The 21,729-nt window shown below is 61.5% G+C and carries 23 protein-coding genes; 16 read left to right on the top strand and 7 right to left on the bottom strand.

The window, feature by feature from the left end:
* The first annotated feature begins 44 nt into the window (after positions 1 to 44).
* The 8 genes from AC0L2C_RS21290 to AC0L2C_RS21255 all read left to right on the top strand — a co-directional run bounded on the left by AC0L2C_RS21290 (position 45) and on the right by AC0L2C_RS21255 (position 8,390).
* Positions 45 to 983 carry a DUF2182 domain-containing protein gene (locus tag AC0L2C_RS21290; protein WP_473524351.1) on the top strand — a complete coding sequence of 313 codons (939 nt, stop codon included), beginning with the start codon at positions 45 to 47 and terminating at the stop codon, positions 981 to 983.
* A gap of 12 nt (positions 984 to 995) precedes the next feature.
* Positions 996 to 1,610 carry a DUF1326 domain-containing protein gene (locus AC0L2C_RS21285; protein ID WP_023801840.1) on the top strand — a complete coding sequence of 205 codons (615 nt, stop codon included), beginning with the start codon at positions 996 to 998 and terminating at the stop codon, positions 1,608 to 1,610.
* A complete protein-coding gene (gene pcsA / locus AC0L2C_RS21280) occupies positions 1,607 to 2,443 on the top strand; it encodes a phosphatidylcholine synthase (protein ID WP_287174826.1) in 837 nt (278 codons plus the stop codon). The genes AC0L2C_RS21285 and pcsA overlap by 4 nt, the downstream gene beginning before the upstream one ends.
* A gap of 34 nt (positions 2,444 to 2,477) precedes the next feature.
* Positions 2,478 to 3,455 (top strand): quinone oxidoreductase family protein, encoded by a 978-nt coding sequence (locus tag AC0L2C_RS21275; protein WP_473524350.1) that lies wholly within the window; start codon positions 2,478 to 2,480, stop codon positions 3,453 to 3,455.
* Positions 3,456 to 3,662: 207 nt separating this feature from the next.
* Positions 3,663 to 5,240 carry an ABC transporter ATP-binding protein gene (locus tag AC0L2C_RS21270; RefSeq protein ID WP_287241493.1) on the top strand — a complete coding sequence of 526 codons (1,578 nt, stop codon included), beginning with the start codon at positions 3,663 to 3,665 and terminating at the stop codon, positions 5,238 to 5,240.
* Positions 5,237 to 6,349, top strand: a complete 1,113-nt coding sequence (locus tag AC0L2C_RS21265) for an ABC transporter permease (protein WP_128169542.1) — start codon at positions 5,237 to 5,239, stop codon at positions 6,347 to 6,349. Before AC0L2C_RS21270 ends, AC0L2C_RS21265 begins: the two co-directional genes overlap by 4 nt.
* Positions 6,349 to 7,269: an ABC transporter permease gene (locus tag AC0L2C_RS21260; RefSeq protein ID WP_473524349.1), complete on the top strand. Its 921-nt coding sequence runs from the start codon at positions 6,349 to 6,351 to the stop codon at positions 7,267 to 7,269. Before AC0L2C_RS21265 ends, AC0L2C_RS21260 begins: the two co-directional genes overlap by 1 nt.
* A gap of 53 nt (positions 7,270 to 7,322) precedes the next feature.
* Positions 7,323 to 8,390 carry a BMP family ABC transporter substrate-binding protein gene (locus AC0L2C_RS21255; RefSeq protein WP_023801834.1) on the top strand — a complete coding sequence of 356 codons (1,068 nt, stop codon included), beginning with the start codon at positions 7,323 to 7,325 and terminating at the stop codon, positions 8,388 to 8,390.
* Positions 8,391 to 8,562: 172 nt separating this feature from the next.
* Here the strand turns inward: AC0L2C_RS21255 and rimO are convergent, their stop codons facing one another.
* Positions 8,563 to 9,876 carry a 30S ribosomal protein S12 methylthiotransferase RimO gene (gene rimO, locus AC0L2C_RS21250; RefSeq protein ID WP_023801833.1) on the bottom strand — a complete coding sequence of 438 codons (1,314 nt, stop codon included), beginning with the start codon at positions 9,874 to 9,876 and terminating at the stop codon, positions 8,563 to 8,565.
* A gap of 193 nt (positions 9,877 to 10,069) precedes the next feature.
* Complete coding sequence (locus tag AC0L2C_RS21245; protein WP_023801832.1) at positions 10,070 to 10,756, bottom strand: TerC family protein; 687 nt, start codon at positions 10,754 to 10,756, stop codon at positions 10,070 to 10,072.
* Positions 10,757 to 11,072: 316 nt separating this feature from the next.
* On the opposite strand from AC0L2C_RS21245, the gene AC0L2C_RS21240 reads away from it, so the two are divergent.
* From AC0L2C_RS21240 to AC0L2C_RS21215, 6 genes are all read left to right on the top strand, one after another.
* Positions 11,073 to 11,867, top strand: coding sequence for a helix-turn-helix domain-containing protein (locus AC0L2C_RS21240; protein ID WP_473524348.1), 795 nt, complete (start codon positions 11,073 to 11,075; stop codon positions 11,865 to 11,867).
* 68 nt (positions 11,868 to 11,935) lie between these two features.
* Positions 11,936 to 12,334 (top strand): SRPBCC family protein, encoded by a 399-nt coding sequence (locus AC0L2C_RS21235; RefSeq protein WP_473524347.1) that lies wholly within the window; start codon positions 11,936 to 11,938, stop codon positions 12,332 to 12,334.
* 29 nt (positions 12,335 to 12,363) lie between these two features.
* Positions 12,364 to 12,720, top strand: a complete 357-nt coding sequence (locus AC0L2C_RS21230) for a VOC family protein (protein ID WP_473524346.1) — start codon at positions 12,364 to 12,366, stop codon at positions 12,718 to 12,720.
* A gap of 313 nt (positions 12,721 to 13,033) precedes the next feature.
* Complete coding sequence (locus AC0L2C_RS21225; RefSeq protein ID WP_473524345.1) at positions 13,034 to 13,519, top strand: hypothetical protein; 486 nt, start codon at positions 13,034 to 13,036, stop codon at positions 13,517 to 13,519.
* Positions 13,516 to 14,109, top strand: a complete 594-nt coding sequence (locus AC0L2C_RS21220) for a hypothetical protein (protein WP_473524344.1) — start codon at positions 13,516 to 13,518, stop codon at positions 14,107 to 14,109. Before AC0L2C_RS21225 ends, AC0L2C_RS21220 begins: the two co-directional genes overlap by 4 nt.
* Positions 14,085 to 14,645 (top strand): hypothetical protein, encoded by a 561-nt coding sequence (locus AC0L2C_RS21215; RefSeq protein ID WP_473524343.1) that lies wholly within the window; start codon positions 14,085 to 14,087, stop codon positions 14,643 to 14,645. Before AC0L2C_RS21220 ends, AC0L2C_RS21215 begins: the two co-directional genes overlap by 25 nt.
* Here the strand turns inward: AC0L2C_RS21215 and AC0L2C_RS21210 are convergent.
* The 5 genes from AC0L2C_RS21210 to AC0L2C_RS21190 all read right to left on the bottom strand — a co-directional run bounded on the left by AC0L2C_RS21210 (position 14,626) and on the right by AC0L2C_RS21190 (position 19,920).
* Positions 14,626 to 15,777, bottom strand: a complete 1,152-nt coding sequence (locus tag AC0L2C_RS21210; protein WP_473524342.1) for a hypothetical protein — start codon at positions 15,775 to 15,777, stop codon at positions 14,626 to 14,628. The genes AC0L2C_RS21215 and AC0L2C_RS21210 overlap by 20 nt on opposite strands.
* Before the next feature lie 427 nt (positions 15,778 to 16,204).
* Positions 16,205 to 16,414: a hypothetical protein gene (locus AC0L2C_RS21205; RefSeq protein WP_023801824.1), complete on the bottom strand. Its 210-nt coding sequence runs from the start codon at positions 16,412 to 16,414 to the stop codon at positions 16,205 to 16,207.
* A 118-nt stretch (positions 16,415 to 16,532) separates the two neighbouring features.
* Complete coding sequence (locus AC0L2C_RS21200; protein ID WP_023801823.1) at positions 16,533 to 16,766, bottom strand: hypothetical protein; 234 nt, start codon at positions 16,764 to 16,766, stop codon at positions 16,533 to 16,535.
* Positions 16,767 to 17,406: 640 nt separating this feature from the next.
* Positions 17,407 to 17,631 carry a hypothetical protein gene (locus AC0L2C_RS21195; RefSeq protein WP_473524341.1) on the bottom strand — a complete coding sequence of 75 codons (225 nt, stop codon included), beginning with the start codon at positions 17,629 to 17,631 and terminating at the stop codon, positions 17,407 to 17,409.
* Between the two features lie 570 nt (positions 17,632 to 18,201).
* A complete protein-coding gene (locus tag AC0L2C_RS21190; protein WP_473524340.1) occupies positions 18,202 to 19,920 on the bottom strand; it encodes a hypothetical protein in 1,719 nt (572 codons plus the stop codon).
* Between the two features lie 362 nt (positions 19,921 to 20,282).
* On the opposite strand from AC0L2C_RS21190, the gene AC0L2C_RS21185 reads away from it, so the two are divergent.
* Together AC0L2C_RS21185 and AC0L2C_RS21180 are read left to right on the top strand one after the other, a co-directional pair.
* Positions 20,283 to 20,594 (top strand): hypothetical protein, encoded by a 312-nt coding sequence (locus tag AC0L2C_RS21185; RefSeq protein WP_473524339.1) that lies wholly within the window; start codon positions 20,283 to 20,285, stop codon positions 20,592 to 20,594.
* Positions 20,595 to 20,869: 275 nt separating this feature from the next.
* The gene (locus AC0L2C_RS21180; RefSeq protein ID WP_473524338.1) at positions 20,870 to 21,670 is read left to right on the top strand and encodes a porin family protein; all 801 of its coding nucleotides are present in this window, start codon (positions 20,870 to 20,872) and stop codon (positions 21,668 to 21,670) included.
* The last annotated feature ends 59 nt before the right edge of the window (positions 21,671 to 21,729 follow it).

Below are 21,729 nucleotides of genomic sequence, written 5' to 3'. Positions count from 1 at the left end.
ATGTGAGGCGGTCGGTCCGACCTGAGGAGCATATAGATCAGATCATGCGGCTTGATCAACGCGGCGATTCGGCCCATTCGACTGCCATGACCGCCGAAGACCATGATTTCAGTCATCTCGACCGTTTCGGCCGCGCAGCGGCGAGCGTCTCGCGCAATCCTCGACCGGCGGTGAACATCGTTTTGGGCGCAGCCGTCGTCCTGGCATGGCTGTTGCTCGGCGCCATGGCCATACGTGGCGCCGAAAGCCGGGTTCCGGGCGTGGATGCACCCGGCGACACGATGCTCAGGCACCTGCCGGGGCTGCCGCTGCCGGATCTTCTCGAGCGCTTCTTCAGCCTTTGTCTTGCACCTGCGCCGCTCGACGGCGGCGTCGGCGCGCAGGCCGGAGCGCTCATCGTCATGTGGTTCCTGATGGCGGTCGCCACCATGCTGCCTTCGGCGGCGCCGATGATCCGCACCTATTGCGAGATTGCCGATACCGCGCGGATCAAGGGCGAAGCGGTCGTCCATCCGCTGATCCTGGTCGCCGGTTACCTCAGCGTGTGGTTGGCTGCGTCGGCAGTGTTTGCGGCGCTGACGCTCATCGTTCACGCCTTCGCCTCATCTGTGCAGATGCTCGATCCGGTGGTCGGAGCGACAGGAGCGGCTGCGCTTCTGGTTGCTGGCCTCTATCAGTTCAGCGGCCTGAAGGAAGCCTGCCTGACAAAATGCAAAAGCCCGTTCTCGATCCTGTTTTCGAACTGGAGCGCGAGGCCCGGCCGCATTTTCCGGCTCGGCATGGAGCAGGGCGTCTGGTGCCTCGGCTGCTGCTGGGCGCTGATGCTGGTGATGTTCGCCGTCGGTGTGATGAACGTGTTCTGGTTGGCGTTGATCGGCCTGTTCACCTTGATCGAAAAACAGACGGCGGGCAGGCTGCCAACCCGGGTCGCCGGTGCGATACTGCTTGTCTGGGCAACCGCCCTGCTAGTAGTCTCGGCATAGGGAGAGAATTCTATGGCGGATCAAGGCTGGGCAATGAAAGGAGAGTTGGTGCTCTCCTGCAATTGCACGGTTTTTTGTCCTTGCGTGCTCTCTCTCGGCAGTCATCCGCCGACCGAGGGCTATTGCCAGACCTGGGCGGGGTTCCGCATCGATGCCGGCCATTTCGGCGAGGTCGAGCTGTCCGGCCTCAATCTTGGGCTGGTCATGGAAATCCCCGGCTATATGAGCCGCGGCAACTGGACCGCCGGACTGTTCATCGACAAGCGCGCCTCCGTCTACGCGGTAAAGGCGCTGACCAGGATTTTCACCGGCAAGGCTGGCGGGACCACCTCGCTGCTCTCCATCCTGGTCGGAAAGTTCCTCGGCGTCGAGCAGGCGCCGATCACCTATGAGACGCGCGACAGGACCCGAATCTTCCAGATCCCGAAGATCATCGATGGAGCCGTAACGCCGATTTCCGGCAAGGACCGCGACAAGGATACGGTGATCAGCAATTCGGAGTACTGGATCGCACCGGAAATCATCGTCGCCAGGTCCGACAAGAGCAAGATGCGGGCCTTCGGCCGCAACTGGAATTTTGCCGGCCGCTCGGCCGAAATCTGCAAGCTGGACTGGCGGGGCCCGTGAGCAAAAAAGCAACGGCCAGAAAAATCACGGCCGGAAAAATCACGGCCAGGAAAATCGCCGACAAGATTCCGAGGCCGAAGAAGAAAGTCACATGGCCGCAGGCGCGCGCGTTTTCGGTGCATCTGCTGACCGCATCAGGCTCGTTCCTGGCGTTCCTGTCGCTGGTGGCGGCGAGCGAGCAGCGCTGGACGGCGATGTTCTGGTGGCTGGGGCTGGCGCTGTTCGTCGACGGCATCGACGGGCCTATCGCAAGGAAGCTCGAGGTCAAGGAAATCCTGCCGACGTGGTCGGGCGAACTCCTCGACAACATCATCGATTACGTCACCTATGTGCTGATACCGGCCTTCGCGCTTTACCAGCGCGGCTTCATGGGCGAGGGCCTGTCGTTCCTGTCGGCGGCGATCATCGTCGTGTCGAGCGCGATCTACTATGCCGATACCGGGATGAAGACCAAGGAGAATTTCTTCAAGGGGTTTCCCGTGGTCTGGAACATGGTGGTGTTCACGCTGTTCGTCATCGAGCCGGGACAATGGGTTTCCTTCGCCGTGGTCGTGGTGGCCGGCATCCTGACCTTTGTGCCGATCAATTTCATCCACCCGGTGCGGGTGGCGCGGCTGCGGCCGATCAACCTTGGCATGACGCTGCTATGGTGCGCTTTCGGAGCGCTGGCGCTGGCGCAGGCAGCTCTTGCCGCCTTCTACGACCAGATCGGCGTCCTGGGCGAGCAGGTGAGTGTCTTCACCAAGATCGGCATCACGGTCACCGGACTTTACCTCGCATGCATCGGCGGTATCATGCAGCTCTTTCCAACGCTCGGCGCCAAGAAAACCTGATCCCATAGAGTCTGGTCCCAAGAGAGCCTCATCAATGTCCAAAGCAATACGCATCCACGCCCATGGCGGTCCGGAGGTCCTGACCTATGAGGACGCCGATCCGGGCCAACCCGGCTCGGGGCAAATCTTGGTCAGGCACACGGCGATCGGCCTCAATTTCATCGACGTCTATCATCGCTCCGGCCTTTACCCGCCGCCAGGCGGTTTCCCGCTGATACCCGGCGGCGAGGCGGCCGGGGTGGTGGTGGAAGTGGGCGCGGACGTCGACTGGCTGAAGCCGGGCGATCGCATCGCCTACGCCGTGACGACTGGCGCCTACGCCGAACAACGCGTGATCGCCGCCGATCGCGTCGTCAAGGTGCCGGACGGCATCAGCGACGAACAGGCGGCCGCCATGATGCTGAAAGGGATGACGGCGGAATATCTGCTGCGCCGTACCTTCGAGGTGAAGGCGGGCGACACGATCCTGTTTCACGCGGCGGCCGGCGGCGTCGGGCTGATCCTCGGCCAATGCGCCAAGCATCTCGGCGCAACCGTGATCGGCACCGCCAGCTCCGCCGACAAGATCGAGCTCGCCAAGGCGCATGGCTTCGACCACGTCATCAACTACCGCGAGCAGGACTTCGTCGCCGGCGTCCTCGCCATCACCGGCGGCAAGAAGTGCGACGTCGTCTATGATTCGGTCGGCAACGACACCTTTCCGGCTTCGCTCGACTGCCTGAAGCCGCTCGGCATGTTCGCCAGCTTCGGCCAATCGTCGGGACCGGTCCCGCCGTTCAGCATGTCCTTGCTGGCGCAGAAAGGTTCGCTGTTTGCAACCCGTCCAACACTGTTCGTCTACAACGCCAGGCGCGAAGACCTGGAGGCGTCCGCCGCCGCGCTGTTCGAAATCGTGCTCAGCGGCGCGGTCAAGATCAAGATCAATCAGCGCTACGCGCTCCAGGACGCCGGCAGGGCGCATTCCGACCTCGAAGGCCGCAGGACGACCGGGACAACCATTTTTGTCCCCTGAGCCTTGCCATCGCTTGGAGCGACCTGCGTCCACTTGGACGCACAAAAGCACGCTCTGACATTTTGAATCTGCGCATCGTGCTTTCCGAAAATCGATTTCGATTTTCGGGCCGATGCGTTAGGTTTCCGCTGAAATTCTTGAAGCTCTTTCAAGACGGGTGCCGCTTTGCGACGACAGCAGGCCACGCATACCATGCCTGCAAACCAGATGGGAGGCACTGTGAGTGCAAATCAGGACGACGCCAACCTGCTTGAGGTTCGTGGCCTTACCAAGACGTTCGGCACACTGACAGCGTGCGACCATATCGATCTCATCGTCGCAAAAGGCGAAATCCATGCGTTGCTCGGCGAGAACGGCGCCGGCAAGTCGACGCTCGTCAAAATGCTGTTCGGAACGCTGGAGCCCAATTCGGGCGAGATTTTCTGGAACGGCCAGGCGGTCACGATCACCAATCCCGGCTTTGCGAAGAAGCTTGGCATCGGCATGGTGTTCCAGCATTTTTCGCTGTTCGAGGCACTGACGGCGGCCGAAAACATCGCGCTGTCGCTGGACGACGGTTCGCCGATCAGCACGATCGCCGCGAAGGCGAGGGCGCTTTCCTATAGCTACGGCCTGCCGCTCGATCCGCAATCGCTGGTCGGCGACCTCTCGGTCGGTGAGCGCCAGCGTATCGAGATCATCCGCTGTCTGCTGCAGACGCCGCAGCTCATCATCCTCGACGAGCCGACCTCGGTGCTGACGCCGCAGGAAGCCGACAAGCTGTTCGAGACGCTCGAACGGCTGCGCTCGGAAGGAAAGTCCATCCTCTACATTTCGCACCGGCTGGAAGAGGTCAAGCGTATCTGCGACCGCGCTACCGTGCTGCGCCACGGCAAGGTCGTTGGCCATTGCAATCCGCGCAAGGAAACCGCGGCATCGCTGGCGCGCATGATGGTCGGCAACGACGTGCAGGCCGTGGTGCGCGCGCCGGCCCAGGGTATAGAGACTGCGCAGCCGCTGCTTGAAATCCGCGCCCTCAGCCGCAAGCCCGCAACGCCGTTCTCGATCCCGCTCAGAAACATCAACCTGGCCGTACGCGCCGGCGAAGTGATCGGCATTGCAGGCGTCGCCGGCAACGGCCAGGGCGAGTTCTTCGAATCCGTTTCCGGTGAGGTGCCGCAGCAGGATGCCGCCTCGGTGCGTATCCGCGGCAAGGACGCCGGCCACCTCAGCATCACCGGCAGACGGCTGATGGGCGCTGCCTTCGTGCCGGAAGAGCGGCTCGGCCACGGTGCAGCACCGCGCATGAAGCTTTCGGAAAACCTGCTGCTGTCGCGCCATGCCACCGACGGCAAGGTTTTTGTCGGCGCCGGCGGAATGGTCAAAAGCGATGCGATCTATGCAGCTGCCCAACGCATCATCAAGGCGATGGATGTGCGCAAGAGCGCTGCGGACCCGGAGGCGGCAGCGCTTTCAGGCGGCAACCTGCAGAAATTCATCGTCGGCCGCGAACTCGACCGCAGGCCAAGCGTCATGGTCGTCAATCAGCCGACCTGGGGCGTCGACGCCGGTGCGGCCGCCCATATCAGGCAGACGCTTATCGAATTGGCGCGCAGCGGCTCGGCAGTGCTGGTCATCAGCCAGGATCTCGACGAATTGTTCGAGATATCCGACGCGATCGCGGTGATGCACAATGGCGAGTTGTCGAAGCCTTTGCCGATCGCCGAGGCGACGTTCGAAAAGATCGGACTGCTGATGGGCGGGGCCGAGCCGGGCCACGCCGAACACGCTCTGGAGACGTCATGATGCGCCTCGAACTCGTCAAACGGCCGCAGCGCTCGATGCTGTTCTCGGCGCTGTCGCCCTTCATTGCATTCGTGCTGACGATCATTGCCGGCGCCATCCTGTTCGCGCTGCTTGGCGTCAATCCCTTGAAGGCGTTCCAGATCTACTTCCTCGAGCCTGTCAGTCAGGTCTGGCAGCTGCATGAGCTGGCGATCAAGGCGGCACCGCTCATCCTGATCGGGGTCGGCCTGTCGGTTTGCTACAGAGCCAACATCTGGAACATCGGCGCGGAAGGCCAGTTCATCCTGGGCGGCATCGTCGGATCGAGCATTCCGGTGCTGTTTCCGCAGTTTGAAGGGCCGCTGGTGCTGCCGCTGATGCTGCTGTTCGGCATGGTCGGCGGTGCCGCCTACGCCGCCATTCCCGCCCTGCTCAAGGCGCGCTTCAACACCAACGAGATCCTGACCAGCCTGATGCTGGTCTATGTCGCGCAGCTGTTCCTCGACTGGCTGGTGCGCGGGCCGTGGCGCGATCCGAAGGGTTTCAATTTCCCGCAGACGATACAGTTCAACGACTCGGCGATATTGCCGGAACTGATGCCGGCCTCCGGCCGCGCCAATTGGGGTTTCGTGTTCGCGCTGGTCGCGGCGGTGCTGGTCTGGATCCTGATGAGCCGCATGCTGAAAGGCTTTGAGGTCCGCGTGCTCGGCTCAAGCCCCAGGGCAGGGCGCTTCGCCGGCTTCGGCATCCACCGGATGGTGTTCTTCGCCTTCATGCTGTCGGGGGCACTGGCCGGACTTGCCGGCATCTCGGAAGTCTCCGGCGCCATCGGCCAGCTGCAGCCGGTGATTTCGCCCGGCTACGGCTTTGCCGCCATCATCGTGGCGTTCCTCGGCCGGCTCAATCCATTAGGCATTGTCGCGGCGGGCCTGGTGCTGGCGCTGACCTATCTTGGCGGCGAGGCGGTGCAAAGCGCGCTCGGCATCTCCGACAAGGTGGCGCGCGTGTTCCAGGGCATGCTCCTGTTCTTCGTGCTCGGCTGCGACACGCTCATTCACTACCGCATTCGTCTGATCGGCCTGGCTGCGCCGACGCTTGAAGCCGCGCCGAAGCTGGAGGAGGCCCGCTGATGGACATCACCGTCAACATTCTTTTGACCATCGCAACCGCGGCGACGCCTTTGCTGATCGCGGCGATCGGCGAGCTGGTGGTCGAACGTTCCGGCGTGCTCAATCTCGGCGTCGAAGGCATGATGATCATGGGGGCGGTCGGCGGTTTCGGCGCCGGCTATCTCACCGGATCGCCATGGATCGGGTTGTTGGCGGCGATCGCCCTGGGTGCGGTGTTTTCACTGCTGTTCGCCGTCATGACCTTGTCGCTGGCCACTAACCAGGTGGCGACCGGCCTGTCGCTGACACTGCTCGGCCTGGGGCTTTCCGGCATGATTGGCACCAGCTTTGTCGGCCAGCCCGGCGCGAGGCTGCCAAACCTCGACATTCCCGGCCTGACGGCGATGCCCGTCATCGGCAGGTTGTTGTTCGGCCAGGACCCGATCTTCTACATCTCGATTGCATTGACCGCCGCCGTCATGTGGTTCCTGTTCAAGACCCGCACCGGGCTGACGCTGCGCTCGATCGGCGACAGCCACACATCGGCCCATGCACTTGGCATCAAGGTCATCCGCTACCGCTATCTGGCAGTGATCTTCGGCGGCGCCTGTGCGGGCCTTGCCGGGGGCCACCTGTCGCTGGTCTATACGCCGCAATGGGTGGAGAACATGACCGCCGGGCGCGGCTGGATTGCGCTGGCGCTGGTCGTGTTCGCATCATGGCGGCCATGGCGCGTGCTGGCGGGCGCCTATATCTTCGGCGCGGTCTGGATCGGCCAGCTTCATGCACAGGCTTTCGGCATTCCGGTTCCCTCGCAACTGCTTTCTTCGTTGCCCTATCTGGCAACCATCGTGGTTCTCGTTCTAATCTCGCGCAACAAGCGTTTGACGATGATGAACACACCGGCTTCCTTGGGGCAGCCATTCGTTCCGGATCGCTGACGATAGAAAAGACAAACGGGAAGCTCCAGGGCTTAACTCAGAGAGGTAACACGATGAAAAAACTGCTTATTGCGCTGATGACCGCGGCGGCGGCATTGTCGCTGGCGGCGACCGCCGAAGCGCAGGAAAAGCTGAAAGCCTGTTGGGTCTATACCGGCCCGATCGGTGATTTCGGCTATTCGTACCAGCATGACCAGGGCCGCCTGGACGTGGAGAAGGCGCTCGGCGACAAGGTCGAGACCGCTTATCTGGAGAACGTCTCCGAGGGTCCCGATGCCGATCGTGCCTTCGAGCGCCTGGCGCGCGAAGGGTGCAAGATCATTTTCGGTACGTCCTTCGGCTTCATGGACCCCGAAGTGAAGGTCGCCAAGAAATTCCCCGACGTGATGTTCGAACACGCGACCGGCTACAAGACATCAGAAAATCTCGGCATCTACAACGCACGCTTCTACGAAGGCCGCTACATCCTCGGCCAGATCGCCGCCAAGCAATCGAAGTCGGGCGTCGCCGGCTACATCGTTTCGTTCCCGATTCCCGAAGTGGTGATGGGTATCAATTCCTTCATGCTCGGCGCCCAGTCGATCAAGCCGGATTTCAAGGCGAAGATCGTCTGGATCAATTCATGGTTCGATCCGGGCAAGGAAGCCGATGCCGCCAAGGCTCTGTTCGACCAGGGCGCCGACATCATCGTCCAGCACACCGACTCGACCGCTGCCCTGCAAGTCGCCGAAGAGCGCGGACTGCAGGGCTTCGGCCAGTCTTCGGACATGATCAAGTTCGCCCCCAAGGCGCAGTTGACCTCGATCGTCGACGATTGGGGCCCGTACTATATCGGCCGGGTGAAGGCCGCGCTCGACGGCACATGGAAACCCGGCAATGTCTGGCTGGGCATCAAGGACGGCGCCGTTAAAATGGCCCCTTACACCAACATGCCCGACGACGTGAAGGCGATGGCGGAAGCCACCGAGAAGAAGATCGTCGAAGGATGGAACCCGTTCACCGGCCCGATCGCCAAGCAGGACGGCACGCCGTGGCTGAAGGAAGGCGAAGTCGCCGACGACCCGACGCTGCTCGGCATGAACTTCTACGTCAAGGGCGTCGACGACAAGCTGCCGCAGTAAGCGCAAGATGGGCCAAAATCTTGACAGGAAGGGCGCCGCGCGGCGCCCTTTCGTTTAGCAAGAGCCCGAAATAGGGATCGATTTCGGGAAGGGTCATGCGCAAAATCAGGTGTTATGTTATGCGGCGTCCTTTGCCGCCCGAAAGGACGCGGCGCCGTAGGGCGAGATGCGGTCAGACCGCTGAGCCGTAAAGATCGTAGGCGTCGGCACGGTCGATCTTGACGGTGACGACATCGCCGGCGCGCAACGGACGCCGCGACTGGATATGCACCGAGCCGTCGATTTCGGGTGCGTCGTATCTGGTGCGGCCCTTCGCCGAGGTGCCATGCGCCTCGTCGATCAGCACTGGCAGACGCTTGCCGACCTTCCTGGCGAGTTGCGTTGCCGAGATCTTCTGCTGGCGCTGCATGAAACGGTGCCAGCGCGCCTCCTTGATCTCCTGCGGTACCTGTTCGAGGCCGAGGTCGTTGGAGCGGGCGCCCCTGACCGGCTCGTATTTGAAGCAGCCGGCGCGGTCGATCCTGGCTTCGTCCAGCCAGTCGAGCAGCATCTCGAAATCGTCGTCCGTCTCGCCGGGGAAGCCGACGATGAAGGTGGAGCGGATCGCCAGATCCGGACAGATTTCGCGCCAGCCGCGAATGCGGTCGAGCGTCTTTTCGCCATGGGCGGGCCGACGCATGTTCTTCAGCACTCGCGGCGAGGCGTGCTGGAAAGGAATGTCGAGGTAGGGAAGGATCGTTCCTTCGGCCATCAGCGGGATGACATCGGCGACATGCGGGTAGGGATAGACGTAGTGCATGCGTACCCAGACGCCGAGCTTGCCGAGTTCCTCCGACAGATCGAGGAATTTGGCCCGCACTTCGCGATCGCCGAACATGCTGGTCTGGTATTTGATGTCGATGCCGTAGGCGCTGGTGTCCTGCGAGATCACCAGGATTTCCTTGACGCCGGCCTTGGCCAGTTTCTCGGCCTCGCGCAGCACGTCGGCCGCCGGCCGCGAAACGAGATCGCCGCGCAACGCCGGGATGATGCAGAACGTGCAGCGGTTGTTGCAGCCCTCCGAAATCTTGAGATAGGCATAGTGGCGCGGCGTGAGCTTGACGCCTTGCGGCGGCAACAGATCGACATAGGGATCGTGGCTCGGGGGCGCGGCCTCATGCACTGCGGCCATCACGCTCTCGTAGGCCTGCGGACCGGTGATGGCGAGAACGTTGGGATGTTTTTCGCGGATGACGTCCGGTTCGGCGCCGAGACAGCCGGTGACGATGACCCTGCCGTTCTCCGAAAGGGCGGAGCCGATGGCATTGAGCGATTCATCGCGAGCCGAATCGAGAAAGCCGCAGGTGTTGACGACGACAAGATCGGCGCCGTCATGCTTGCGCGCGATCTCATAGCCCTCGGCGCGCAGGCGGGTGATGATGCGCTCCGAGTCCACGAGGGCTTTGGGGCATCCAAGGCTGACGAAACTGACGCGAGGGGCAGACATTTGCGGTTTCCAATGGACGCGGGCCGGAAACCCTTAGGCCCGGCCCGGAAGTCTCGATGCATGTTGATCTTTTGAACTTTCGCAGAAGCTCAATTCGCACGGCGCAATAGCATAGTTCCGCAATCAGGCAAACCGAGGAATGGCTTGGCGCCTCGGGCGGGCCTGCACTGCTAAGACCGGCACTGCTCAGGTTTCAATGACCGCCCGGCCCGAACCAGGGCGCCAGGAACGCAAACTGTTCGGGCCACTGCTGCACAGCACCATCCAGAAGCATCTTCACGGCGACATAGAAAATGATCACCAGGCCGATATAGGCGATCCAGCGGTACTTATGCAGGAGGCGAGCGACAAACGAAGCGGCGAAGCCCATCAGCGCAATCGACAGCGCCAAGCCGATGATCAGGACCGTCGGATGGTCCATCGCCGCGCCGGCGACTGCAAGGACGTTGTCGAGAGACATCGAAACGTCGGCAATGACGATCTGCCAGGCTGCCTGAGCGAAGGTCTTGCGCGGCCCCTTGCCGCCAATCGTCCCGCTTTTGTCGTAATCGACATTCGACAACGCTTCCGTCGCGTCATGTTCCTGCTCGTAGCTGACACGCAACTCGCGCCACATCTTCCAGCACACCCAAAGCAGCAGCAGGCCGCCGGCTATGAGGAGAATGGGGCCGATGGTGAGAAGCCACTGGGTGATCAGAGCGAAGAAGATGCGAAGCACGGTGGCCGCCGCAATGCCGACGAGAATCGCCTTCTTGCGCTGATCCGACGGCAGGCCCGCCGCAGCAAGGCCGATGACGATGGCATTGTCGCCGGCAAGCACAAGGTCGATGGCAATGACCTGGAGCAGGGCCGCGAGGCCGGCGGCGGTAAAAATTTCCATCAGCTGGAATTTCCTTGCTTGGTCGCCAATCGTTCGTGCCCGGACGCCCTAACGTGTATGGTTCCCGTGCGTCAAGGCTCCATGGCGATAAAGACGGCAAACTGCCTATCGCGGGCGACATCGCCAGCAGCCGGTGAAAGCTGCCAATCGAACGGCGCCCCGGTCGTCAAGACGCATTGCACCGCAGACGCCCGCTCACAGTGCAGGCCCCAAACGAGGGTTGGAGCACAGAGGACAGGGTTGAAGCCCGCCGCCAGCGCAATAGATTTTGGGGACCGAAGGGCACGATGCCTAAAGTTCCTCACAGGAGAGGCTCGTGACGTCCGACAACACACCCGTCCCTTCCGGGGCACCAATCCTTTCCGGGGCAATCGGGGAGTACCGCGAGTTCGATCCTGCGGCCGCACTCGACGGGCATTTCCAGTGTGCCTGGTCCAATACATTGCGCCCGGACGCGGCGAGCCTGTCGGCCGTGGTCCCCGACGGCTGCGTCGACATCACCTGGATCGACGGCGATCTGGTCGTGGCGGGCCCCGACGTGGCCGTTGCCCTCTCTACTCTGACACCTGGCTCTACGGTGATCGGCGCCCGCTTCCGACCGGGTGCGGCAAGCCGATGGCTCGGCCTGCCGATGTCGGAAATCGTCGGCGGCCGGGTGGCGCTCAGCCACTTCTGGGGAGCGCTTGCGCGCGAAATCGCCGAAAAAATTGGCGAGGCGTCCTCGACGATAGAGCGGATGCGGGCGATGCAAGCGGCACTCTGCAGGCTTGCGCCGGATGTCGAGCCGCCGCCTGCGGACATGGGATTTGCCTTCAACGCGCTGAAAACCGAATCCGCCGGTCCGGGCATGGCGGTGATCCTCGACCGGCTCGACGTCAGCCCGCGAACGCTTCGCCGCCGCTGCCGGGAGGCTTTCGGCTATGGCCCGAAGACGCTCGACCGCATCCTCCGCTTCCAGCGGTTCCTGAACCTGGCGCGGCAGTCCACCGAGCCGCGCCTGGCCGATCTTGCGTTCGAAGCGGGTTATTCCGACCAGGCGCATCTGACGCGCGAGGTGCGGCGCCTGTCGGGCTTCTCGCCGGCGACGGTTCTGCGACAGTTCGGCGCCTGAGCTGGCCGTTTCGTTCAATACGCCACCGCCAACGCCGCCTAGTCTGCCTTGGTTGAAAGGAGGCAGATATGACGATCTACAAATCCCGCATCATCACCGCGTCCATCGACCGGGACTGGCGCGAAGTCTATGACTTCGCCTCCATCCCTGAGAATTTCCAGCGCTGGGCGGCAGGCCTCGGCAGGCGCTTCGAAAGATCGGGCGAGGAATGGACTGCGGAGGACCCCGACGGCCGGCCCATCCGCATCCGCTTCTCCCGGCCGAACGAATACGGCGTCCTCGATCACATCGTCTTTGCCGATGACAAGGAAACCCGCAATGCGGTGCGCGTGGTTCCTAACGGGACCGGCGCGGAGGTCATGTTCGTGCTGTTGAGGACGCCGGACATGACGGACAAGATATTCGCTGCCGACGCCGAGGCCGTGCAGCGCGACCTCAACAGCCTGAAGGCAATGCTCGAGCGCTGAGCATCCAAAAACCGCGAAAGGAGAAGATCATGGCCAAATCCAGCAACGACAAGCGCATCGATTATGTCGAGTTTTTCGTCGGCGACATTGCGCGCTCGCGCGACTTCTATGGAAAGGCCTTCGGCTGGTCCTTCAAGGACTACGGGCCGAGCTATTGCGAGTTCAATGACGGCCGCCTGACCGGCGGCTTCGCTCTCGGCGGCCAGGGCAAGGCGGCAAGCGGGCCGCTGGTGATCCTTTATGCCGACAAGCTCGACGAGACCCAGCGCCATGTCGAGGAGGCCGGCGGAAAGATCGTCAAGCCCGCCTATTCCTTCCCGGGCGGCCGCCGCTTCCACTTCTCCGATCCGGACGGCTACGAACTGGCGGTGTGGTCGGATACGTGAAGAAGGTGAGGGGGCGCCGAGCCGAGCCCGGCCGACTGGTTTAGGCGGGCCGCTCCCGGCGCCAGGAGCCGAGATAACACTGACCGGGCGAGCCACCGGTTGCGCGACTGGTGTCCCTGCGCTGAACCGCTTTGGAGATGCCTGCCGCTGCTGTTGTAACAAATTGTTCTTGCATCGTATAAGGCTGGCCTGAGGACCATCTCATACCAAACGGCGCATGACGGAACCGACACGAACGACAATACGGCAAAGGCTGTATGCTTTTTTGATTGCAGGCCTGGGCGGGCTGGCCGCATCGGCAATCTCGTTTTCAATGACGCTCTACGAAGCTGCCCATCCGCCAAAGGTGCCGGTTGTGCAGGCAGGCCAGCAAATCGATGCCGGTCGCTGGTTTGTGACCTTGCGAACGGCACGTGTCGGAACCGTGTCGCCGACAGGCGTTCCCCCATCGCGGCCCGTGCAGCTTGTGATGGTGGATATGGAGGTGGTGAACCGTTCCGCCACCCCTAACAACGTGCTCCATCGCGTCGTCACGCTCAGCGCGCCGGCGCAAAAGCTGCCGATGCCAACGGCTTATCTCGATCGTGACAAGTATCTGGCGGGATATTTCAATCCCAACATGCCGGAACGCCTGACCATGGCCTGGGAGTGGCCGGCCGGTGTGCCCGTGCCCGACAAGGTGACGATCACCGTCACCGGCCAGATCTACAAATTGCGCGACAATGTCTACGGCGCAAGCGGGTGGTTCGAACGTGATCCCGTTGCGACGGTCGACCTGCCGGTGGAGAAGGCGCCATGATGCGCATGGTGCGTTCGGCGCTGGCGCTGCTGTTGGCTGCCGCCGTGCTCTTCGGCATGCAGCACACGCGCCCGCTGTACAGCGACATTACATCGCCGATAGTCGCTTCGGGCGGCATGAACAAGCGTGTGGAGGCCCGCGCCTTCGCGCTTTCGCTGGACAGCGCCAGGGTGGCGCGTGTGCTCAACGTCGAGACCTTCGGCAAGTCAAAGACCTACACGAGTTCCGGCGTATGGGTTGTCGTCGAAGGCGAGGCCGAGGCGAAATTCAAAACCCTGGGTCTCACATCGGGCGAGTGGCTGAGCCGCAGCGGCATCCGTTATGTCCTGACCGACCGCTTGTGGGCGACGATCGAAATGATGCCGGGCGATGTCTACCAGCCCGGGCTGCCACGCCGGGTCCTTCTGGTCTTCGAAGTGCCGGAGGATGCCGTCGCCGGCGGCACCGTCGTGGTCGCACCCACAAAATTGCTGCCGCTCGACGACGAGATCCGCATCGCCACGAATGTTTCCGGCAAGGACATCGAGCCGGCCATCATCATACGCCGCAACGAAGAAAGGCCGCCATGGACAGTTCTCCCGCAAAGGTGACGTCAACGCGGCGAGGCTACTGGCTGAGCATGATGGCGCTGGTGGTCGCACTGCCTGCCGCGCTGGCCGTGCAGACGTGGGGAAGCATCAAGAACTGGCGCTCCCAACATCTGCGCCAGCCGCTATCTGCGAGCCTGAGACAGCCGATCGATTATGCCGGCGCCAGCTGGACCGTGACACGCTTCACCAGACTGGCAGGCAGCGCGGGCAGCGCCGTCGTGCTTGCCGAATTCGAAGCTCTCGCTGCTGACCCGAAAGCGCTCGGCTCGGTACCTTGCGAGGTGCGGCTTTCCGATGGCAGCAGTCGCGAATGGCGGCCAACCCTGTTTGCCGATCCGGTGGTCAGGAAGCAGTATCCGGAGGCCGAGCAACGGTCCCGGTGCGGCGGCATGGCATTCGCGACGACGGAGCCCGGCAAACCGGCACGGATGGCTGCCAGCTTTTCGATCCCACCTGCGGCGAGCAGCCTCACGCTGTCGATTGCCCTCTACTCGGCGTTGCCGAGTTATCTCAGCGTCAGCGAGCCGCGGTCCTGACGCCATTCGCTGCGCCAGCCATGGCGACCGCGGTCTCGAGCACGGCTGCAAGCAGCGCGACCCGGACCGGGTCGAGCAGGATTCCTCCGTCGAGTTCGCTTGGGCTGCCGATGAACAGGCTGATGGCATCGGCGAAGATCTGCCAGGTCCCGAGATCGTGCGCTCCGATCAGCCTCGTCAGGCCATACCATGTCCAGGCGCCGGCCCAGGAGATGGCCTGATAGGCGATGACGAAGGTGACAAGCGTGGCCAGGCCGGCACTGAGCGTCAGCTTGACGCAAGTCCAGACCGGCGAATAGCGGCTGCGGTAACCGCCAACGAAGTGAGACGCGAAATCCTTCAGCCACTTCTGCCAGGAGGTCGCTCGGGATGGCGCACGACCGGGAGCGGCCGGCGCGGAAAGCTCATAGCCGTTGATGATCGCCGCCATCACCAGCCAGACAATCGGCAGCAACGCGAAAAAGAATAGATTCTGAAGCTGCTCGCCGAAGGGAAGCGGCCGGAATTCAACGGGAACGAACTGGCCGGCTGCGACCGCCTGACTTACCGGCGCATGCAAATCGAGGCTGAGCTGTTGCAGCGCGGCGCCTGCGCCAAGCCAGCGGATCAACTGGTCCTTCCATACGCCGAGCGCGTAGAGGCCGATGAAGACCCAGGTTGCGTCCGTCGCCACGATCAGCAGCCGCCAGTAAGGGTGGGACGCGCGCGCGTTCAGTCGCTTGGCGGCAAAACGCACCAGCCAGCATACGACGATCGACAGGACCACGCCGCTTGACTGAAGAATGGCGAAGATGTCGACGCTCTTGCCGAAATCGGCCTGGGCGAGCGCCATGCGCGAATATTCGCGAACCGTATCGCCAAGAAAACCCCAGGCGGCATAATAGGCGAAGAACGGCAGGATCGCAGCGGCGGTAATCGCCAGGACCGGCTCGCGCTTTGTTTCGTCCACTGCCTTTTTGGCTTTTTGCCTCAGTGCCGCCACCGCCGGCATATGCGGCCGGAGCACCACGAACATCACGACCAGCACCGTCAGCTTGGCGAGGACCACCAGCGACAGCATGACCATTCCGCCCAGCGGGAATTGGAGGCCGATCGTCACGGCGCCCTGAAGCAGCAGACCACGAGCGATCATACCCAGGCAGCCGACAAGCAATAGCTGCGGCCAGCACTGGACAAGCAATCTCGCGGTTAAGGCAAGCGGCCGATATATGTCCTCAATTGCCGTGGTCATCGCGTCGGTTTCGTAGTCCGATCCTGGACTTCAACAGTTTGTTTCACCAAACGGTCCGCCTTCAGACCGTTGCGATCAAATCAAACCACCTGGGGTTGAATACGATCGGAGGGTCTCGCAAGTTTACCTGATCCGCCTTGCAGGCGATGGCAGCTGCGGTTCAACCATGGCATTCGCGTCCGTCAAATCCGTTTCACAGCGCAGCCATGCTCGGCCAAGTTGTTTCCGGGCGATCGGGGATCCCCGTCATCGTCCAAATCAATTCATCAATTCGCCAAAACCCTTTGGAATCACGTGGAAGTCGAACCTGGCTCTTAACTGCGTTGAGTTATTGCCATGCCCCGTGCGCAGTCAATAGCTTGTGCTTTTCGAAGATCGCCAGTTTCTGCGGATAAGTGATCCGCACCTTGGCGTTGCACCCGTCGCATCTGAAGTGGGCGATCGTTTTCAGCGCAGAGCCCTTCCTTACCGCCGGATGCGAGCAATCCGGACAAGCGAATGTGAGGGCAACATCAGACAGGTCTTCGGCCAAACCCATTTCCATCTCCTTCGCAAGCGCTGTGGCTACACTCTGGCGAGACTCAAAAGGCAATTACGATGCCAATCCGGCTGTGCCAAAGCGGGACTGGAACGATTCGTCAGGGAAAGCCGCCAAGCTAGCGCGCCTGTTCTGCGCCCTTTGAACGACGAAGCGACCTGACCTCCTCCAGCAGTTCGCGCTCACTAGTCGTAATGTTTCGGAAGATTGCGACAATCATCACCGCCAAGGCTTCGGCATCCCGGCTCAAAGGGTCGATGTGTTCATCTGCGCAAACCTGATCGTACACGCGTTCACAAATAGCCAGATCGTGAGGGCTGAGGCGGGTGCGATTGAAACGCCGGTGCGGCATTGCGAACCTTCGAGGCTCGCTGCCCGTGCAAAAGAAGCGGGCCTTTGCACAAACGCGAACCGTCGAGTGGTTGTTCCCGGCTGCAAGCTTCTGTTGCACCGACCACCGGCAGGATCCGCATCTCGCCTCCACGCAATTACGCCAACGTGCGTCGTGGGATGGCGTATAAATCCGTCTGTGGTCGTCATTTGACGACTGTTCAAAGCGGTATCCGTTGAGCATTCTCAGCGCCAAGCGCGGGGGCGGAGATGTTTTTCAAACAGAATCCACAGAATTCAATGGATCATCTAACAGACGATCCCATTATCCGCTGCGATATCGCAGATCGGATATTAAAGGCCGCCGAGAGCGATGGGAATCTGCCGATTGCGTGGCGCGTGAACAGATCGCCGCAAGTTGCAGAAAAAACCCGTCAAACCCGCGCGTCTCCTGGTCCAATGCATGTTGCCCAAAAGCATGCCCTCGGGGCCGGACACGAGGGTGCGCAGCCGAGCGGCCGGCGCCGCTTGGGGGGCGTGGGGTAAGAACGCTCGACGGCGCCGGCCAGGCGGATTGGGGGTCCGCCGCCGTTGGATAGTACCGATTTTGGCAAATCAAGTAATTCCGTTATCGCGGAATGTCACGAGCCGGTCGACAACGCTCAGTCCTTTGCATCGTCATCGTCTTGCACAGAGCCATCGTTTTCATCTGCCGGGCCTTCAAACCCGGCCAGCTGCCGGTCGGCCACTTCTTTGGCGAGGCCTACCAAGGCGTCGACCTCTTGCATCTGGTCCACATGACCGGCATTGGCGACGTGTTTGCGGATCCTCTTCAGTTGGTCGGAGGTTCGTCGCAACGTTTGCGCGATTGACAGCTTCTTGGCCACGCCTGCATCTCCTGCATCCCAACCAACCATCCAGACGAGCAAGCGTTCCGGCGGGAAGGCTTTTGCGGCAAAAAAGTCGATACTCCATCGACCGGCTCGATACAGCCCTCGCAACTGCGACAGGCGGTCGTGGCATCAAAGGTGCGCCGCAATGGGTCAACATGTCTGGCACCGCAATTGCATGGGCATTGATGGGGGGCGAGTGGGGGGCCCCGCCGCTTCGCAAATGGAGCGGCGGGGCTTTTTTGCGTTCTTCATTGGCAAGTGCTCAATGATGCAGCAACTCGCCAAAGATGATGCCTCTGGTGTGCTTGTTGGTTCTAATCCTGGAAGTCCGCGCCTTCCATTGAGCAAGTTCGAGTGGCCCGGCAGCTCTACTGGGGGACTGTCAGCAGGCCGCCGGGCCAAGACCAGCGGGCTTAAGAGGAGGCGCTGTGCTGGCTGAGCAAAATCTGCGCTCAAGACAACGCAATAGCATCATTCGAACGAACACTTCCGTCCATCCAGATCTCGTTGTTTTTGATGCCGGCTTCGACGCAGGGCAGGTGAGGGGCGGGCGCCGCTGACCTCTTAGTCGTCTGCGACGCCAAGGCCCGCTTTCCTTAGCGAGCCGAGGAACAACTCGACATCTTGCGGACGGGCCAACCGCGCCGAAACCACCTGGCGCATGTTCTTCACCAAATCAGGTTGATTTTGGTTCAGCCATGCGGCCTCGCGATCAGCCGCGATTTTGTAGCCTCCCTCACCGAAAACGGCAGCGGCAAGCAAATGATAGATCGGATTCGACGGAAATGGCGATTTGTTGATCCACATAGCTGCCTGAGGATAATCCCCGCTGAAATACGAGCAAAGGGCCAGATCCACGTCATAGTAGCCTGGCCCTGGGTTCTTCTGACGCGCCTCCGCTATCAACTGGCATCCGTCATGCCAATTTCCAGAAACCGCCAGGCGCTCTCCATATTCGCCCATAAACTCGGTGTCGTTCGGGTTGATTGTCAAAGTCTGCTTGCCCACTTTCAATGCGGCATCGATCTCCTTGTGGAAATAGAGCGCAACCATTTCCGCCTGGCGTCCCCGGATGTTGACAGGATCAAGCCCCACAGATCGCCTTGCCGCCGCCAAGGCGCGATCGAGCGCAGCGGCGGACTCAGCGGGGTTGGCTGAAAACTCGAATCGGTAGTCATCTATGTAGATCAGCGAGAGAAGACCCCAAGCGGTGGCGTAGGTCGGAAAGCGGTCCACCGCCTTCTCAAGGCACGCGCGTACCGATGACCGGCTTTCTGCATCGACACCGACCCGATATGCGTAAAAAGAAAGCGTGCAAGAGTAGGCGGCCCAATCGTCGGGCGGATTGACGACGTGGAGATTGGCGTCTGCCTGGAAGATGACGCCATATGCCTGGGCCAGGCTCGATGACACATTACGCGCGATGTCCGTCTGGACTTCCACAAGCTGCGCCACTTTCAGCCCGCCATCATAACTTTCTGCCCACAGAACCGAGTTGTCCGCCCGGTTGAGCAGCCGGACCCGAAGCCGGAAGGCATCGGTCGACAGGTTCACGCTTCCGGCCAGGACAAATCGTGCCGGCGAGATCGATGGATCCTCCCCCTTTGCGGCCGACTCCACGACCACGATATCCTTGAATTTGGAAAGCTGGCTGACGACTTCCTGCCTCAATCCACTCGCGATGGCCTTGGAGGCTTCCGTTCCTGAAAGGTCGTCAAACGTCTCGACCAGCAGTCGCGGGATCTCAGGCGAAGTCGGGCGAACGTCGCTCCTCGCCAATCCCAATGCCAGAACAGCCAGTGCCGCGATGATTGCCGCAAGAGCCACCGTCAGCCATGATGCCTTCATCCATCGAGCAGGGGGCGGGACTTTTTCTGCTCGGTTGACCGGCAAGGCCGGCTCAATGGTCTCGAGGGGCGATCGCACCGAGAACGTTGGAACGTAACCGCCTTTCGGGATCGTGATGAGAATAGGATCGTCGTGTCCGGCAGTCAGGTAGTATCGTTCGAGCCCGCGCCGGAGGTGGCCAGCCTCGATGCGGACAATCGGATCCGTCTGCGGGTCGAAGGACATGTCACGGCCGAACACTTCGACTGCGATCGAATAGGCCTTGATCCGATCACCGCGACCCGCCAGCGTCTCCTCCACCACATGGCTGAGGAAGCGGCGCTCGCGACCGGTTGCATCGAAGTCCGCGCTGTTGAGTATCCGGGCAAGCTGGGCACGACAATCCTCTGGGGCGAGCCCATGCTCCCTCCCTATGGCTGGTTCGGCCCGGATCACCTTGGTTCCCTCACCTGACGTTCTGGGGGTGACCACTCCCAGTTATATTTCATTTTTCGCCGGCTACCCTCGCTGCGTAATTTATAACCGCGAGCCTGTTCTTGCAATACTCCCAGTAGTCTGAACAGATAACGCTGGGACGACGGCGACGGTTCTCGCAATGCGCCGGCGGATGACGACGGATCAAAGAGTTGGGCGGCCTCGCCGGCAGCGCAATTTGAATTTGCGATTTTATAGGGCTTGGCGCCGATCGAACTCGCTACGGGATGTTCAGAAATTACCCTGTTGCCCACGTAACTTACATTCCGCAGCCGCCTCCATGCGATAGGTTACGGTGGTCCAGGGAAACACGAATCTGCGTCATGAGGATGGACGACGAACCGGCTGATAAAAAAAGAGCGGTCTCGGCGGCGGTGCGTCGGTTCCCGCAATTTGAGTTGTCGATCCATCGGCTGGTGGACCGAAGTGAGGGCTTTCAGGATATGTGCGAGGAACTTGCTGAAGCGGAACTCGCACTCTCAAGGATCGACAAGGTCCCGCCGGCATCCCGCGAGTCCAGACGAGCCGAATGGCAGGAACTGGTTGATCGGTTGGTTGGGGAGGTCGGAGCCGTGCTGCGCGCGGATGCCGCCCGGAAACCGCACGTCATTCCTTGGCCGCCACGCCAGAACTGAGCCGAGGCTGGCTTGGAATGGCAATCGACCTGCGTGCGGTGTTGGGCGGTAAGCCCCGACAGCTTCGGTTTCCGCACGGGAATCAGCCTGCTGTTCCCGAAGTAGGCCCGGCACTGTCCGTCCGTGACAGCAATAAATGAACCCCTGTCGACATGAAAGACGATCGGAAACCGATATCCATTAGCTGAGCGGCGCGAATAGAGATATGTTGTCACTGCGGGCAAGACGATCGCGTCGGACATGAAGTAAAGGACGGAACTAGTGGGGACTTCGATATGGGAATCTTTCGAACTCTCGTGTTGGCTTCGGCAGCGCTGTTTGCGGTGCCGGCGATCGCTGCGGACGCTGCGACGCAACTTCCTGAAGCCCCGCCCGTGCCTGCTGAAGCCGTGCCGGCCTGGACCTTCACCGCAGAACCCTATTTCTGGATGGCTGGAATGAAGGGCAGGGTCGGCGTCAGGGGCCTGTCGCCGGTAGACATCGACGTCGATTTCGGCCAGATTTTCGACCACATCGATTGGTCTCCTCCGCCGGTCATGCTTGCCGGCGAGGCGCGCAATGGCCGCTACGCACTGTTCACCGACTTCATATACCTGGGACTCGAGGCCGATGGCACGTCGCCCGGCCCATTGGCTCTTTTTTCGGCCGAAGCGAACATGAATACGGTGGTGTGGACCTTCGGCGGCTCCTATCGGGTCGTCGACAATGCCACCGCGACCTTGGACGTTCTGGCCGGCGGACGGCTTTGGTACCTCGATGCGGATCTGACCGTTACTGGCCCTCTCGCCGTAAGAGAGGCCAGCGGCAGCAAGACTTGGGTCGACCCCATTATTGGCGTGGCCGGCGATGTTGCTCTCGGCAACGGTTTCGTGCTCCATGGCGAGGCGGATGTCGGTGGCTTCGGCCTTGGCGCCGACATCGATTGGCAAGTGCAGGGCACGCTTCAATACCGGTACAGTGATTGGGTCACGCTGGAAGCGGGCTATCGCTACCTTGCCGTAGACTACGACGACGACCGATTTGTGTTTGACATAGCAATGCAGGGTCCAATCATTGGCGCCAGATTTCGGTTCTGATCGGATCTGAGCCTGGGATGACTTCGAAACGGGAGAAGAGTTTGGGAAACTGTTTCGTG

The organism is Mesorhizobium sp. WSM4845 (assembly GCF_055811455.1).
Note: the sequence above shows the minus strand (reverse complement) of the source record. Positions and strands in the feature narration are given on the sequence as shown.